This window comes from Methylomonas sp. ZR1 (genome assembly GCF_013141865.1).
Lineage (GTDB): Bacteria > Pseudomonadota > Gammaproteobacteria > Methylococcales > Methylomonadaceae > Methylomonas.
On sequence record NZ_RCST01000001.1, the window covers coordinates 3,601,232 to 3,617,589 of the forward strand.

The following is a 16,358-nucleotide window of genomic DNA, read 5'->3' on the forward strand; positions in this document are numbered from 1 at the left end:
GCGCCCACGTCCTTTACCTGAAGCGTAATGCGGTTCGATCTTCGCTGGCATGACGGCCCACGGCAATAAAGCTTCGAGCTAACCGAGAAACTTCTCGTGCCGGGTGACTTTGCCTCTGTTAGCGTATTCGGCATCGGCAAAACTGAGTTATCGTTAAGGGTCCATGCGCGTCGTCGCGAAAACCAGGTGAATGCCAAATTATATCCCTGGTGTGCAATTAATCAGAGGTTCCTTAACGGAATAAATAGCACCACGAGACTTTAGTTATTTCAGAATTCCCTTGAAACTTCTGCCGGCAAGAAAAATATCACTTTTTAGGAAGCTGATGCGCCATCTTATAATCCATCAATATTTATCTTTTGTATAAATAGTTCATGCCCATTAATCAGGTGTCCAAGCGCTCCAATAAACTCCAATACTCTAACAAATCATGTGGAAACCGATGCTTTGCGAGAAAAGATTGCCGCATGCCTTCATATTGCGTCAAACAATCTTCATAGGCCTGGGGCCAATTATTCACCACCCGCCTTAATTCATCTTCCCAGCCAGTTTCATGCAATTGAATACAGCATTCAGCAATGCAGGATCGGTCTTGCGTTCCAATCGAAACCGTTGCTCGGCCGCAACGCAACGCGGCAATGATACGCATCAATGAAAGCCAACGCCAATTGGGTCGCTGGGGAATATTCAACACGATGCGCGCGGATTCATTAAGTCGGTCACGCCCCTTTCTCGGTAAAAAGTTCGAGGTTTGCGCTAACACAAAACGTTCGGCAATCGCCCGTAGCGTTTGATCCCGAAACGCAGTAAGTGCGCCGGAAAAAACGACTTCATGCGTCGGGTTTTGACCCGTCAATTCAACACGCACTAATTCGGGAAACGGAAGCGTTCTGACTGTAAGGCCGGGAAACATTCTCTCAGACCCTACTAACTCAGGCAGGTCCCCCAACACAAAAATAGCCCGAAAATAAGGTACGCAATCCATGAGATTCTTGATTCTCGCCACCTGAGTTGCAGGATGCATGTAGTCATTATTGCTCCATAATCGGTCGCCATGGATGAACAATTCGTTTCCAACCAGATCAAGGTGCTCGGTCATAATAACCGCCACTCGCTTGCCAGTGCGTTCGCAATAATCAATGAGTGTCCTGCTGGTCATTTCCGAAAAATTCTCGATGACTACATTTAGCGCACTATCCTTTGGCGTGCGCCCCATAGTCACGGAATAACCATGTTGCTGCATTATCAGAAAAAAGAACTCGATCTGATCAGTTACGCCTTGTAAAGGATGGTTATATAACCAAAGGTGAATCGACCGACTCTTGGAATGCCCGGTCATGACAAACTGCGCTCTACAGCCATTCTTACATCCTCAAGCGAGTCGCCGGTATAGAGCTGGCTATAGCCGTTTGTATTTACACGATTCATATCAAATGCCCCTTCGGCTTGCATGATTGCAAAAAAAGAATTTCCAACACGGATCAAATTGAAGCCGCAAACCCCCTCTTCAACTAACTCAATGCTTTCTTGCGATACAGTCGATAACTCTTCAACTTTACGCAGAATGTCCTTAAGACTTGTTCCTTTAATGCAAACTTCGTAATCTCCAGCATCTGCGCGCTGCTTGTTGAATTCTCCTCCATTCTTGGAGATGGCATAAAACTGATGATTGCAACGTATAATATTCAGCCCATGCATATCTTGTGCAACAAGTTCAATATTGGCTTCCGGCTGGGCTATTTTTTGCTCCGCAACTATTTCGCCAAAGAATTGCCTCCATGCTCGATATAAACGCCTTAACAACTTAAGAAATTTGGATGAGAGCGCGTAAACAAGGGGAAAAGGCATTAATTTGTTGGCTACGACTTCAATAAACCGTTTTGTATTGCGGCGCTCGGCCTCCGTGATTGGGACTCTGAGATAACATCCGCCTAGCCCTTTTATTTCCGTTGAAAACGCGAGAGGGATGGGCAATGACGGCTCGACATACTCAGTGATTGGAGACCAGTCATGCAACCCCACCGCTTGATCGCCAGGAGAGGCAATAAAACACCCTCCCATTTCGGTGACGCATCCTTGACCGGTATGCAATCTGGCTACCGGTTGCGGCGGACTCGTGAAAACCCTGCCCCAATCGCTGTCGTCAATTAAAAGATGATGCTTCGCTGGCGATAAATCTGTTGCCCCATTCGACACAAGATTATCTTTAAGAAAATCCTGATATAAACCATATACGTCAGACCAAAAGGCTTCGCTGAATAGGCGCCCTGAAAACTCCATACGAGCTTTTCTGCACACGTTGGCAGACAATTCTGCGTATTTTTTTGGATTTTGGAACAGTTCCGTTATGCGCCTTAAGAGTTGTTCAACAAGGGCGTCTTCCAAATCTGGATTTCGAGCATATTGATCAATCATTACTCCGCATTCAGGATCTCGTCGCCAATTGTTGGCATATACTCCGGATAAGATTATTCCATCCTTCCCATCCACGACATAGAGGCTGGTCCCAATGGTATCGGAGACAACCGGCACAGCGCCCGCGTCCATAGCCTGCATGATCGAAACCGAATGCAAGGAAGCGCTCGGAAGCAGCAGAAAATGCGCGGCGCACATTAGCTTCTCCAGTTCATGCGCTGTCAGATAATCCTCAATCCATATAATGCTATGACCTTCGTGACAGCCCAACCAATCTAAATCAACACCATATTGTCGCAACATTGCATCCGAGGGGCGTCCGCAACGCATAAACAATCGTTTATTCTCCGGATCGCGACAAAAGGCTTGCCAAAAACGCAAGACAATATGCCCGCCGCGCAAGAAAAAATTTGCGGGATTCTGATTGGCCGAATTGACAAACAGGAATCTGGTTGACGATAGAGGACCTTTGGATAATTGTTTATTTTCTTCCGCCCCCTCCATTAAACCAATGCGCGACAAATGAAGCTTGGCATCGATGATAGGCGACGCAAAAAAACGGCTCAAATCCGTGATCGTCTCAGGTAAATGGGAAAAAACTCCAAGACACAGCGGATTTTCGAATATTTGCTTGTAATGCGCTCGTACCTGTTCTTGCGATTCCATGCTACCGGTTCCTTGATGCGCGAATGGAAAAAAAACCGGCGCGAACGATTCGCAGTGAAATACAAAAGGGCGACACAGACTCGGAAACGGTGCAGTGTGATGAACTTCAATCTCACCGGGCAATAAACGGGTTAATCCCTGATTGGCAGACCAATAATGTGCAAAGTAATCCTTCTCGATAGGCGATAAGGAAACGTTTTCCAACTTGACGGCCTCTTTCGCAACTTCGGCGAGTAAGGATTCTCTGAACGCCTCGTCGCCGCGCAAAGATTGCGATAACTCGATGTTATCCCATGCCGCGATATTCAACCAGTCGGGCTTCTCTTCGAACAACGCCCGGTAGAGGGGATGAAAGCCATTCAGCGGAATATAGTGTGTCAGGCTCCAGGGAATTGCGACATTCAGCATCTGTTCGCTCATCAAGGTTTTCTCCGAAACAGACGCGATAGGAAACTCGCATTACGAATGTTGAGCTTATTATTCAAGTCCATAATTCGTTCTTCTTGTTTGTGTACTTCACCTTGCAAGCCTGCGTGCTGTTGAATAATGCTAGTTAACGTATTCTGCAAACTTTTGACCACAGAGTCCTCAATTTGCAGGCTCAATCCCTGTAGAGAACCTTCGATTTTTTCTCCGTATAAACGGGACATATCATAAACATGCTGTTGAATGATGCTAGTTAGCGTATGTTGCAAACCTTTGACCACGGAGTCTTCAATCTGCAGACTCAAAGCCTGTAGAGAACCTTCGATTTTTTCCCCGTATAAACGGGCCATATCATAAACATTCTGTAACTGTAACTGTTCCGATTGCGTTTGAATCGAACGCGCACAGTCGTCGAGCTGAGCTTGCAAACCGGCAATATTTCCGTTGACATTATTCGTCAGGCGAACCGCCGTCGAGATACCATCTATATCATCCATCAGAGTGTCGACATCCCTTGCCATTAGAATAGCGTCCGGCGTGTAAAGGGTCAGCAAAGTCTGTAAATTTTGCGCTAAATTGATCGTGCCAACAGACTGACGCAAAGCGAAATAACGTCCCTTCCAGGCCACCAAATTGAAGCCTTTGTAAGCATCAAAGAGACAAGGCTCTTCGGATTCCATCCAGTAGGCCAGGGAAACGTTGTTCGCCGTGTTGGAATGCAACTCAAGCCCCGTATGGTTAAGCTGCGCCAATTGCAGATCATAAGCCTTACGGCCAATCAACAATACGGACTTTAATTCGGCAAGCGTCGTTGCCGAAGGCAAGCGCGCAAGCTGCTGGGGCGCGCATTCATCCAGAGCAATAACACCCGCCGAAAGGGGGACGGCATAAAAACGGCGGGCATAGCGGACAAGATTGCAGCCCATGAAGTCTTGTTCCACGGTCAAAGGCATCTCGTTGAAGTCTTTGGCCGAATACCGCAACGGACGCGACTGAAATTCAGCCACCCGGCTAGGAATCAACGAATCACCCCTTACCGTGTAGCCGAAGCCGGAAAGAACATCAGCGCATCGATCGGCCAATTCGTCGATCAGATTTGAAGGCAATTGCGAAAGATAGCCACCTATACGACCTTCACGAAAGGTCGCCGAATTCTGATTGAAGACCTGAGCAGCAATGTCTTTGGTAATACCGTCCGCCTGAAGTTTTAATTGTATGGCCCAAATCGATTTAAGTTGAGCGCGTGCCGAACCGCCGCCGGCTCCCCCCACCAGTTCCTCGAAAGCGACCGGGATGACATTCGGAAAATTCAGCCATGGCAAAAAACCTCCCACACGCTGCCGTAAGGAACCCAACAACCATTCGTCGTCTACCAATTGGCGCACCCGATGTTCAAAATCCTCACCGGAAAAATAGCCTGCGAAAACCGTTTTACCTTCGCGATGGTAGTAATGCGCCTCAGAGACCAGAATATCCAACGGGTGCCGGTAAACAAAGAGCACAGGGGATTGAGTAACCGGATGGTGCCGATTGCCAAATGGCGCTCGGCGCACCGAGTCGATAAAGAAATCGCGAGCAACCGTATGTGAGTTACTGTATTCGATACAATACCAAGTGCCTGGCTTGGGAAAATCAGGTATTTGAATACCAGCAGCATATCCCAACGCTCGAGCAAACTCGTAGGCCAAATGCGTTCCGGCTTTGGGGATAGAAACTATAAACAAGGGTTTGCGACTCATGTGCCAATCACTTTTCGGCGCAAAAATCCGTACCTGTTGCAGATCCAAACATGCCAACAACAGATCCCCAAGTTGCTCGCCGCGAGTTTCCGTAAACAACAACACGCGAGCTTGTTTTAAAACTTCCATTGGCGGAATATCCGCGTGCGCAATAACCGATACGCCTTCGTTAGCAGCATCCCGCACGATGGTATCCGCAAGCTCGCCGTGACCCACAAGATAAACAGGCCCGTTTAATGGCGGATTGTCGCGAAAGGCTTCTGCAAAGGCTCGCGCAGTCGGCTCGAGAAATCTAAGTTCGCTGCTGTTTCCTTTCATTTATTCACCATCAAAATGAGTTCGGAAAAAGAATCTGCAATTCCCGTAAAAGCAATGCCGGAGAGGTTCGGCAGGCTAAAATCGACAGGCCCCAACGCCTGTGGAACCGCATAATACTTGCCTTGAAAAAGTACGATATTTGTCGTTCCCACGCTATCCAGCAACAGAGGCTCAGAGTATTTCTCCTTCTTACCGGCGTAGGAGCACTGGCCAGCATTGACCGCAGCGGTCATAGCGGATACAAACGAGGCCAGCTCCGCATCATTATCGTAAAGTCTTGATACGACTGGCGTTATCGAATCTATCATGGCCGAATCTAAATCGTCATTATGCACCGCGTCGATCCAGATTGAGGCTGCTTCATTGAAAATGCCGCACGCCTCCTCCGCCACATCCGACACTTCCATGACCAAGCTTTCGTCGCGGCACGAGGACCGCTCAATGGCCGTATGGGTTCGCCAAGGATATTGGCGAAAACCAAAACGAGAAAAATCGATATTGGACTTGTTGAAAGCAAATCCAAACAAATCTTCGTCACCGTAATCACGAAATACCTCGCCCCGTCGAATATAGTCTTCGAGCATTTGCTGAAATGGCGTATACGTACTTTCGTCTAAAGGCGACATGGGGCCGTAACCGTAGCGAACCGCATACGTTTCGATCCCGTGGTCGCGCAAAATATCGAGATGGGTATTGGTTATCCAGTCCTTCCAACCCTCAACGATGCCATGCCCCCGACGTAGATTGTGCTTGTGGGCGCCGGTTAGATTCACGTGGTCGAGTTTTGCCCATAAGGCTTGCGCCTGAGGTACGCTTGTGCCGCAACCCAATTCATCCGCAATACCGAGAATGGTCTTGACCGGACTATCAATCAAGTCTTCCCAGCGCATCAAATAGTAGTGGTGATCTTGCTGAGTGAATTCTTCAAGGTAAGCCTTAAAAGGCGGCAGTAGCGCTTCGAAAAAGTTAAGATCGCTAAGCTTGTAAAGAGCAAGGCGTTGTCTTAGAAAGTCGTTATCCTCCTGACAGGGAACAAAACGTTGGATATATTCACTGGCCAGCGCATTGATCGAAAAACAGGCAGATGTTAGCGTTCCCGCGGGATGACGCATTGATGCAAAACGCAAGCCCTTCGGGACATCAAGCGCGCTCAACCAAGTCGCCGGCCCAACATGCGAATGGACAACCTCGTAATAATTGAGAATCTCTCGGGGATGAGAAGTAATTAGTGTGAAATCCCCGCCACCACGCAGGCCGATATATTTTCGAAATCGAGCATCGCGAAACTCGGAACCGGCCAACCATTTAGGTCCTCCGGCCAATTGTCGAAAGTTGTAATTGTAAATGAGATCGTGCGACAGACCGCGGCGCATGAACACATCTTCTATTCGCCGGAAAATCTGGAATCCGGCAGTGTCGCACAGCGCTTTGATGCTAAGCGTACGTCTATCCCGTGCCGGACCGACAAGTTCAGCAATCACACTGATGAGTAAAGAGAAACCGCTACGGGGATAACCTACCACCAACGGTCGTGGAGCTGTCATTAAACTACCTGCTCATCCGGAATCTCTACAGCCACTAATTCAGGTACGACCTGAAGGTCAACAAAACCGACCGACTGCGGTGTATCCGAAAATTTCAATCGTGCCACCGAGCGTCGCACATCGACAAAACTATCTTGCCCATCGACAAATTCGTTACAACCGAGATTGAGAAAATATTCGCCCCCGGTAAGATGCGCTTGCCAATGGAATCTTAACACCGCATAGCCGTCAGCTTCGATTTGAGCGGGAGGATGTCCCATCATTGCCAGGTTAGTGCCAAAAACATAAGTGCCTTCTAGCGAGACGATGGCAAAACCAACCGAGAGTTGCACGAACTCGTTGCCGACTAATTTGACAATCAACTCGCAATTGGCATGCGAGGCAATCTCGGGAGGATTCAATTCACCATCGACCACCAGATCGAAATCGACAATCCGGGCCTTACCCGAGCCCATTCGGGTTTCGTGGCGGTTATAGGTAGGTTTTAAGGGGATTTTATCGGTTTTGTCCGCCCTTTCCTTTTTGGGCATCTCCGACATTCCCTTGACCATTTCCTTCTTTCGCTTACCGTTGTTCTTCGATATGTTTTGAGCCTCTCCGAACAACAACTTTTGGTAGTGATTGACAGCACCAGCGATCGGGCCGATGTGTACCAACTCTCCCCGATCCAAAACGACGCCACGGTTGCAAATCCTTAACAGGGTGTCCGTACTGTGCGAGACAACCAAAATAGTCTTGCCTTGCTCCATGAAGTTTCGGATGCGTTGGAAACAACGGTGTTGGAATTTGGAATCACCAACGCTCAGCGCCTCGTCGACGACAAGGATTTCGGGGTCTATATGAATCGCGGCCGCAAATGCAACCCGGACAAACATTCCAGAAGAATAAAGCTTAACCGGCTGATCAAAGAATTCGCCGATGTCGGCAAATGCTTCGATATCGTCGATACGCTCTTGCATTTCCTGTTTCGAAAAACCTTGAATGGCACCATTTAAAATGACATTTTCACGCCCGGTGAATTCGGGATTGAAACCAGCTCCCAACTCCAGTAATGCGGAAATTCTGCCGCTCGACTTAACCTCTCCTCCGGTAGCCTGCATCACTGCGCAGATGATTTGCAATAACGTCGACTTGCCTGAACCGTTACGCCCCAAAATACCGAAGATTTCCCCGCGATGCACATCGAAACTAATATTCCTCAGCGCCCAAAACTCTTTGTGGTACTGCTTACGGAATGGATGAATAGCCTCAATTAACCGTTGCTTCGGAGAAGAAAACAATCTGAATTTCTTACTAACGTTGCAAACTGATATTGCGGGCAACGACTCCATTAAGCCCCCTCCATTTCAGTTAAATAACGCTTATTAATCACATTATGCTCCATTATTTTCAAAGCATATCGGCAAACTCAGGCTTAAGCCGCCGAAAAATATAAGCACCGAAAAATAGAATCGAAATTGTCACAATCCAAAAAAAAGCAGTCTCAGCTAAATTTGGTAATTTCGGCTCCGGAAATATAAGTAAGCCACGATACCCTTCAACAATATAGTAAATTGGATTATAAGATAATAAATGGCGATAATTTTCCGGCAGCAGTTCCATTGACCACACAATCGGCGTTAACCAAAACAGAACATTCAATATCACGGATAGGGCTTGCGCTATGTCCCGGTAAAACACTTGTAGCGCGGAAAACAACCAACCCAGACCGAGTAGCAATGTGGCGTTGCACAGCATGAAATAGACCACCAACAAACGCACCGGCGAAAATGCAATGTCATACCAAACTTGCATTCCTATCACAAAGATCATGAAGATCATATGCGGCACAATACCTGCCGTGATGAATACGAAGGGGAGTATTTCGGTCGGAAAAACGGTTTTCTTAATCAGATGAGCGTTACCGGTCACCGATCCGGTAATGGTGATCAAAGTTTCATTGAAATAAAACCAAACCATCAGTCCGGTGATAAACCACATAATGAAAGGCGAACCGGCGGGCGCGGCCGCTTTAAAACCTACCGAGAACACAAAATAAAACACCGCCACCGTAGAGGCTGGCTGGATGATAGACCATAATGCCCCACCCATAGTCCCAACGTATCTGCTTTGCAAATCACGCAAGGCAAGTGCGCCAATTAGTGAACGATACTTCATAATATTACTGACAATATCCAACATGGAATCAAGGCGGAGATTAGATTACCGGGCAAATTAGTTTGGGCGGCGAATTGAACTCAAACTAGCTGATAGCACATTTAAAAAGCCGTAGCGGAGCAACAAATCAAAAATGTCTTCAAACATTGAAATCATGCGTCATCAACCATTTGTAAACCAGCACCAACGAACTGGCGTCTTCGATTTCACCCTCGGCAATCATTTGTAATACCTTAGATCGGTCGAAAAATTGAAGCTCGCCGTGACCGAACTCCGGTTCGAACTTGGCGGTTGCACCGGCATCGACCGAAGCGGCAAACAGCCGAGAGCGAGCCTGGATAACGCCTGCTTCCGGCGACAGCGCCCCCATATCGCTCAAACCACCGTCCAATAGCACCAACCCCGTCTCTTCCATCAGCTCGCGTTCCGCTGAGGCGGCGGGGCTTTCGCCGGGCTCCCCATGCCCCTTGACCACTTCCCAAGACCAGCGCTGCAAGGGATGTCTTAACACTCGGATCAAGCCAATACAGTGCCTTGCAACCGGAAGTACAGCAACGCCAGCGACAGAGCCCTCGACTAAGCAGCGAGGTACGACGCTCAGATAGCGCGGCACTTCGTTGCCGTGAGAATCGACGACGTGATCGGCATAAACCCGAAATAACGTATTTTCGAATACCTCTTGCCGCCCCAAAAGTTCGATCCGAAAGTTTTCGTCCTTTACGTTATTTTCGTGTTGCATGCCGGCGCTGAGGTTTAGTTTGGTGTTAGATCAAACGTTGCCGTACATCGAGTTCTTGATCATCGTGAAACCTTTGATCAATTCAGCAATACCAGCATCAAGGCTGACAGAAGTTTTATAGCCGGTTGCCTCAATTTTTGCATTGGAGACGATGTAGTTGCGCTGATCGGGATCTTTACCGACCGGTGCGTCGATAAACACGAAGTCGGGTATCTGTTTTTTGATTGTTTCGCACAATTCCTTTTTAGACACATTGGCTTCGGAGAGCCCCACATTGTAAATCTGGCCCTTCATCGCGTCATAATTGGCAATCGCATGCTGGAAAGCCCTTGAAACGTCACGCACGTGTACGTAATTGCGTTTGAAATAACCTTCGAACAGCACGACAAAACGGTCGTTGACAGCGCGATAGGTAAAGTCGTTAACCAGCAAATCAACGCGCATCCTTGGCGACATGCCAAATACGGTCGCCAAACGGAAGCTGATTGCGTTTTCGCGCTGCATCAATTCCTGTTCGATTTTGACCTTTTCGATTGCATATTGCGAAATCGGACGCAACGGTGACTCCTCGGTACAAAAGTTGTTTTCATCGCCGGTGCCGTAAGCGCTGTTCGTGGTCGGCATCAACACGATTTGATCCTTGGCCAACAACTTCAGCATCAGCGTTATCGCGTCGTGGTTGGTAGTGGTTGCGCCGATTGGATCCAGATTGCACAGCGGCGCCCCCACCAGCGCAGCCAACGGAATCACAATATCGGCATTTTTAAGCAATGGTGCGACATTTTTTTCCAAGCGGATGTCACCCTTTACGACCGAGAAATTCGGGTGGTGGCAGACGTGGTTCAAACTGCTTTGCTTGAACATGAAGTTGTCGAGCACCGTAACTTTATGTCCCGCCGCCAGCAAGTCGGGTACCATGGTAGAACCCAGATAGCCGGCACCGCCGGTCACTAAAATGTTGTAACTCATAACTCTCCTTTCGGTTCGAAAAAATTCATTCGCCAAAGATTGCCGCTTCGACGCACTCGCACAGCGTATGCGCCAGGACTATGTGTAATTCCTGAATAGTGCTGGTCGCAGTTCCCGGAACGACTACTGCATACATCGCAAGTTCGCGCGCTTTGCCGCCATCGCGGCCGCAAAATACGATGCTGGGTATCGACATAGCGCGGCATTGCGCCAGCGCTTGCAAGATGTTCGGCGACTGGCCCGACGTGCTGATGCCTAAAAAGATGTCGTTGCCGCAGGCTTTACCGGCCAGCTGCCTGGAAAATACGTGTTCAAATCCGTAGTCGTTGCCGATTGCGGTCAGGATGGAACTATCGACAGTCAGGGCTTCTGCGGGCAAAGCGTCACGTTCCCGCGCTAGTTTACTGACAAACTCCGCCGCCAAATGCTGAGCATCGGCCGCCGAGCCGCCGTTACCGGCGATATAAATGCGGCCACCGTTGCGATAACAGGCAATGACGGCTTCCACCGCTGCGCCGAATTCGGTTAAAGCCTCGGTATCCGCCAATAGACTGATCTTGGCATCAATCGAGGCTTGAACATTGATCCTGATGCGCGAAACTATATCCACGCTGCCTCCTGGTTCAACACTTGCGCGGCGCGTGCGTAATCGTCTGGAATGCCAATGTCGATGAAAGTGCCCGGAAACTCTATACCGGTTAAACGCCGACCGGCCGTCAAAGCCGCCGGAAAAATATCGTCTTCGAGAGACCATTTGGCGTTTGGCGTAAATTGTTCTTCCAACAATGCGCTACGGCGCAGGCAATACACGCCGCCGTTGGCCAAACTGCCGATGCCGCCCTTACCTGACTGCAAGGACTCGATGCGCCCGTCGTCCGCTACTTCCAGCGCCATATAGCGGCCTTCTTCGTTGGAACGAAACAACGAAAAACAGCAATCCGCGTCGTTACGTTGTGCGAAACACATTAACTGCTCCAAATCCACAGCGAAGAAAGTATCGCCGTTGAGCAACAGAAAACGTTCGCGGGCCGGGATGTTGCGTGCGGCTAACAGCACCCCCCCACCGGTACCCAGAGGAGTTTGTTCGAGCACGTATTCGATCATCGCACCACGGTAATTCTCACCGAAGTAATCAGTGATTGCATCCGAACGGTAGCCAACCGATAGAATGAAACGCTCCACACCCTGGGTACGCCAATACTCGAATAAAAATTCGAGAAACGGCCGACCATTAATTGGGGCCATCGGTTTCGGCAAATCGGGTACCGCGTCACGCAAACGAGTGCCCAAGCCGCCTGCCAGAACAATTGCCGTGGTCACGATGTCGCCGTCAAACCGCGTTGAGCAACGCGCACAGTTCGTCGACTTCGGCAGAGCTCAAGTCGGGGAAATTGCCGATGTAAAAACCGTAAAAATGAACGTGTTCGGTATTCGGATATTCCAGATGATGGCCTTCCGGCACGATGCCGCGCAAATACGGCTGACGGATCTGGTTGCCGCCGCCGGCGCTACCTCGGCGGAATTCGATGCCGGATTCGCGCATTTTTTTCATCACTCGTTGAACCAAATTATCGTCGGCCTCTTTGAGGATCAGATTAAAAGCGTAATTGCTCGACCCCTCAAGTTTGAAATCGGTGCGGTATTTGGACGCATCAATTTTATCGAGAAAGCGCAGCAAATTTTCGGTACGCCGTTGTACGATCATATCGAGGCGTTTGAGTTGGCTACGGCCCATTATGCCGCCGATTTCGGTATTACGGGTGTTATAGGCCGGATAGGCAAAAATAAAATCCGGGTTGAGCTGCGGATTTTCGTCGATGTAGCGTGCCTTCAAATCATTGTCGGTCGCCTCGCGCACCATGCCGTGCGAACGCAACATGCGCACTTGCTGGTAGACCTCGGGGTCGTTGGTGCAAACCATGCCGCCCTCAATGGTGCTCATGTGGTGGGCGTAGTAATAGGAAAAATTGGAAATCCAGCCGATACTACCCAGCAATTTACCGTTATGCCGGGCTCCGTGCGATTCGCAGACATCTTCGATCAACGGAATGTGGCGGCGTTCGAGTTCCGCGACCAGTTCGTCGGTCAGGCCATCGAAACCTTGGACGTGAGTCAGAAATACGGCGCGGGTTTTATCGGTAATCTTACTCAGAATTTGTTGCGTATCCATCGCCAGCGTCGCCGGATTGATGTCGGCAAATATCGGGGTAAAGCCGTTCTGCAACACCGATGCGACATCGGATACCCAGGCCAGCGGCGGCACGATGACTTCGCCGCCTTCGGGGTGGCGTATTTTCAACACCGCCATGGTCAGCAGGTTGGCCGATGCACCGGAATTCAGGAAAACACTGTATTTCACGCCCAGCCACTCCGACCACTCGGCCTCGAACGCGCGCACGTTCACACCATGAGTCAAAATCGGATCGTCTTGTTTGAGATGTTCGATCACTGCGTCGAGATCTTCGCGCAGAATGTTGTTACGCATCAGGGGGAATTTCATGTTGTCGAATACCCGGTTAGTGAGAAAGTGATTGAATGAAGGCCGCAACGCGCCGTTGCACGGCTTCCGGCCCTATGCCGACTTGTTCGTGCAATTCGGCCCGTGTACCCAGCTCAAAACGGTAGCCGCCATTGACCCCCAGATTGAGCAGCGTCAAAGGCAGGTTCCGTCGAGCCAGAAAATCGAATAGCATGGCATCAACCCCACCGCGGCCACTGAAGCCTTCTTCCAAACTGACCAAGCCTTGATAGCCAGCGAGTTCGTCAGCTAAGCTATCCTCATCGAAACGCGCAATGTCCACCAAATCGATGACACCGACATCGTGCTCGGGGTCTTGCTGAGCCGCCACCTTCAGCGCGGTATGTAACATGTAGCCGGTCGCCAGCAAACATATGCGCCGCCCTCGACGGTGAACGTGAAAACCCAATCGCAAATCAGGTGCCGTTTGTTCGTAGATTACCGGCAATACCTGAGCGTCAAAGCGCAAATATTTGGGGCCTGTAGCCGATACGCAGCGCTCGAACAATGCTCCAGCGGTTACATGGTCGGCGGGGGAAAACACCTGAAAATTCGGCATCGCGCGCATAAGGGTCAAGTCTTCGTAGCACTGGTGCGTCGGCCCGGAAACCACGTAACTATACCCGGCGCCGACGCCGATCAAATTAACGTTAATCGGCCGCACCTCCGACAGCAATGCCAAGCTGACACGAATCTGTTCGTAACAGCGCATGGTTATGAACGGCGCGATCGCGTAAGCAAACACGGTAAACCCTTCGAGCGCCAGACCAGCAGACACGTTGATCAAATTTTGCTCGGCGATGCCGACGTTGACAAACCGGGAGGGGAAATCGGCGCGTATTTTATCCAGTATCGGCGAACCAAAATCCGCACTGACGAAAAATATTTTTGCATCCTGCCCCATCGCTTGCCAAATCCGATCAAGCAGAACGTCGCGCATCGGTAGCGGCTTGGTCGTCATGGCAATTGCTCCAGTAGACTGTCAATTAATTCCGGCTTGGGATTAAGAATGTGGGACAAAGGCGCATTCTCCAAACCCGGCACACCGCGACCTTTCAAGGTTTTGGCGATCAGTGCTTTCGGTTTACCAGCCGTCGTCGCCTTCATCTCCAACAAGCCAGCCTGCACAGCCAACACATCGTGACCATCGACTCGGCGGCAATCCCAGCCAAACGCGGTTAAGCGCTCGCTTAGCGAATGGTGGCTGACGATGTCATCGGTATAGCCGAGCATGCTGATACCGTTGTCGTCGATGACGAGATTCAGATTGTCGAGCCTGTGCTGAGAGGCAAACATCGCTGCCTCCCAATTGGCGCCTTCGTGCAATTCACCGTCGCCCGACACAACGAACACTTGTCGATCACTGTCGAGCCGCTTCAAGCCCAGAGCCATACCGGTGGCTACGCCCAGACCATGACCGAGCGAACCGTTGACGGTCTCATAACCGGGAATCACCGGATCGGGAATACCGCCCAAAAAACCGCCGCTATGGCAAACTCGCAACAATTCATCTTTCGAAAAAAAACCGAGATCGGCCAAAATCGGATACATGCAAATTGAACCGTGGCCCTTACTGATCACGCAACGGTCACGATGCGCCGCCAATGGCTGAGAGGCATCGAAACGCAAGACGCCTCCGTAATACAAGGCGACGAAAATTTCAACGGCTGATAGCGACGAAGCCAACCGAGTCTCGGGCGCGCGACGGTGAATCGCTAGCGTCTCTCTCCAGACCCAATGGGCCTTGGCGCGTAAATCAAGGGGTTCGGAATTCAAAGCAGCGCCTCCGTTTCGGCGTTGGTTCGAGAACGGGGCGAACCGTTGGCCACCCCGGCATAAAGGCCAAGACATAAAAACTGGTGCATCACAATTAAAGTCCGTTGGGTTGGTAGAGAACCACTCGGCTGCCGGAGTCTTCGAAATTGAACGGCACGTGAATCAAGTTGTTGAGCCGTTCGCGAATCACGGCCTGTTTCTCCGGTTTAGCAAACAACAATAAGAAACCACCGCCCCCCGCGCCCAAAATTTTGCCGCCGATGGCGCCAGCGTCCATGGCCGCATTGTATATTTCGTCGATCTCTGGGGTGGACACCCGCTCGGACAAGCTACGTTTGTAATGCCAACTGGCATCCAACAGCTTACCAAAGGATTCGATGGGTTCGCGGCCGTCCTGCAGCAATGCAATAGCCTCGTCAACCATTGCCCGCATCAACTTCAGCTCTTTTTCGCGATTTTTCAAATTGTCGATTTTCGACTTCGCGACTTCGGAGGCGATACGCGAGAAGCCGGTAAAGCACAGCATCAAATGTTGACGGAGCTCTTGTTGGCGCTGTTGCGGCAGAATCAACGGTGCAACGTCGAAGGTATCATTGGTATGAAACTCAATCCGGTTGAAGCCACCGAAGGCGGCGGACACTTGATCCTGGGAGCCGACATTCTCACCAATCAAGTTTTGTTCGATGTGAATCGCATCGCTAGCCAATTCATCCTTGTTGGTCATTCGCCCTTGCAAGGCTTGCAAGGCGTTCAATAAGCCCACGGTAAACGACGAACTGGAACCCAAACCGGAACGAGCAGGCAGGTCGCCATCGTGATGAATTTCCAGGCCTTCTGCAACATTTGCCCAGTTAAGCACCGCGCGCACCGCGGGATGTTGAATTTCGTCGTTATGTTTGACGTTTTCGATCAAGGAATAGACGATGCGGTGTTTATGGTCGAAAAACGGCGGCAGGCGACGGCAACTGATGTAGCAATATTTATCGATGGAGGTCGACAGCACGGCGCCGCCATGCTCGCGATACCAACCCGGGTAATCGGTGCCCCCCCCAAAAAACGAAATCCTGAACGGGGTTCTGGTGATAATCAAG

Annotated in this window: 14 protein-coding genes; all 14 read right to left on the reverse strand. The window is 50.1% G+C overall.

What is annotated here, in order from left to right; all coding sequences use genetic code 11:
• Positions 1–385: 385 nt before the first annotated feature.
• Positions 386–1,339: a hypothetical protein gene (locus DDY07_RS16295; RefSeq protein WP_171696629.1), complete on the reverse strand. Its 954-nt coding sequence runs from the start codon at positions 1,337–1,339 to the stop codon at positions 386–388.
• Positions 1,336–3,501, reverse strand: coding sequence for a glycosyltransferase (locus DDY07_RS16300; RefSeq protein WP_171696630.1), 2,166 nt, complete (start codon positions 3,499–3,501; stop codon positions 1,336–1,338). The genes DDY07_RS16295 and DDY07_RS16300 overlap by 4 nt, the downstream gene beginning before the upstream one ends.
• Entirely contained in the window at positions 3,501–5,564 is a 2,064-nt protein-coding gene (locus tag DDY07_RS16305) for a hypothetical protein (RefSeq protein WP_171696631.1), read from the reverse strand. Before DDY07_RS16305 ends, DDY07_RS16300 begins: the two co-directional genes overlap by 1 nt.
• Positions 5,561–7,108: a hypothetical protein gene (locus DDY07_RS16310; protein WP_171696632.1), complete on the reverse strand. Its 1,548-nt coding sequence runs from the start codon at positions 7,106–7,108 to the stop codon at positions 5,561–5,563. Before DDY07_RS16310 ends, DDY07_RS16305 begins: the two co-directional genes overlap by 4 nt.
• Positions 7,108–8,439, reverse strand: a complete 1,332-nt coding sequence (locus DDY07_RS16315; RefSeq protein ID WP_033155987.1) for an ABC transporter ATP-binding protein — start codon at positions 8,437–8,439, stop codon at positions 7,108–7,110. The genes DDY07_RS16310 and DDY07_RS16315 overlap by 1 nt, the downstream gene beginning before the upstream one ends.
• Positions 8,440–8,497: 58 nt before the next feature.
• Entirely contained in the window at positions 8,498–9,289 is a 792-nt protein-coding gene (locus tag DDY07_RS16320; RefSeq protein ID WP_171696633.1) for an ABC transporter permease, read from the reverse strand.
• 115 nt (positions 9,290–9,404) lie between these two features.
• Positions 9,405–10,004, reverse strand: a complete 600-nt coding sequence (locus DDY07_RS16325) for an NUDIX hydrolase (protein WP_171696634.1) — start codon at positions 10,002–10,004, stop codon at positions 9,405–9,407.
• 30 nt (positions 10,005–10,034) lie between these two features.
• Positions 10,035–10,973: an NAD(P)-dependent oxidoreductase gene (locus tag DDY07_RS16330; protein ID WP_033155985.1), complete on the reverse strand. Its 939-nt coding sequence runs from the start codon at positions 10,971–10,973 to the stop codon at positions 10,035–10,037.
• A 25-nt stretch (positions 10,974–10,998) separates the two neighbouring features.
• Entirely contained in the window at positions 10,999–11,583 is a 585-nt protein-coding gene (locus DDY07_RS16335) for an SIS domain-containing protein (protein WP_171696635.1), read from the reverse strand.
• The gene (locus tag DDY07_RS16340; RefSeq protein ID WP_216614767.1) at positions 11,574–12,293 is read right to left on the reverse strand and encodes a nucleotidyltransferase family protein; all 720 of its coding nucleotides are present in this window, start codon (positions 12,291–12,293) and stop codon (positions 11,574–11,576) included. Before DDY07_RS16340 ends, DDY07_RS16335 begins: the two co-directional genes overlap by 10 nt.
• A 10-nt stretch (positions 12,294–12,303) precedes the next feature.
• Positions 12,304–13,473 carry a DegT/DnrJ/EryC1/StrS aminotransferase family protein gene (locus DDY07_RS16345; RefSeq protein ID WP_216614768.1) on the reverse strand — a complete coding sequence of 390 codons (1,170 nt, stop codon included), beginning with the start codon at positions 13,471–13,473 and terminating at the stop codon, positions 12,304–12,306.
• Positions 13,474–13,489: 16 nt separating this feature from the next.
• Positions 13,490–14,452, reverse strand: a complete 963-nt coding sequence (locus DDY07_RS16350) for a transketolase family protein (RefSeq protein ID WP_171696636.1) — start codon at positions 14,450–14,452, stop codon at positions 13,490–13,492.
• Entirely contained in the window at positions 14,449–15,267 is an 819-nt protein-coding gene (locus DDY07_RS16355; RefSeq protein WP_033155980.1) for a transketolase, read from the reverse strand. Before DDY07_RS16355 ends, DDY07_RS16350 begins: the two co-directional genes overlap by 4 nt.
• Positions 15,268–15,361: 94 nt before the next feature.
• Complete coding sequence (locus DDY07_RS16360; protein WP_033155979.1) at positions 15,362–16,357, reverse strand: kinase; 996 nt, start codon at positions 16,355–16,357, stop codon at positions 15,362–15,364.
• Position 16,358 lies beyond the last annotated feature (1 nt).

Bases quoted from the DNA above. Each gene is read 5' to 3' on its own strand.
- DDY07_RS16295 (WP_171696629.1), bottom strand. From the start codon at position 1,339: ATGACCGGGCATTCCAAGAGTCGGTCGATTCACCTTTGGTTATATAAC.
- DDY07_RS16300 (WP_171696630.1), bottom strand. From the start codon at position 3,501: ATGAGCGAACAGATGCTGAATGTCGCAATTCCCTGGAGCCTGACACAC.
- DDY07_RS16305 (WP_171696631.1), bottom strand. From the start codon at position 5,564: ATGAAAGGAAACAGCAGCGAACTTAGATTTCTCGAGCCGACTGCGCGA.
- DDY07_RS16310 (WP_171696632.1), bottom strand. From the start codon at position 7,108: ATGACAGCTCCACGACCGTTGGTGGTAGGTTATCCCCGTAGCGGTTTC.
- DDY07_RS16315 (WP_033155987.1), bottom strand. From the start codon at position 8,439: ATGGAGTCGTTGCCCGCAATATCAGTTTGCAACGTTAGTAAGAAATTC.
- DDY07_RS16320 (WP_171696633.1), bottom strand. From the start codon at position 9,289: ATGTTGGATATTGTCAGTAATATTATGAAGTATCGTTCACTAATTGGC.
- DDY07_RS16325 (WP_171696634.1), bottom strand. From the start codon at position 10,004: ATGCAACACGAAAATAACGTAAAGGACGAAAACTTTCGGATCGAACTT.
- DDY07_RS16330 (WP_033155985.1), bottom strand. From the start codon at position 10,973: ATGAGTTACAACATTTTAGTGACCGGCGGTGCCGGCTATCTGGGTTCT.
- DDY07_RS16345 (WP_216614768.1), bottom strand. From the start codon at position 13,473: ATGAAATTCCCCCTGATGCGTAACAACATTCTGCGCGAAGATCTCGAC.
- DDY07_RS16350 (WP_171696636.1), bottom strand. From the start codon at position 14,452: ATGACGACCAAGCCGCTACCGATGCGCGACGTTCTGCTTGATCGGATT.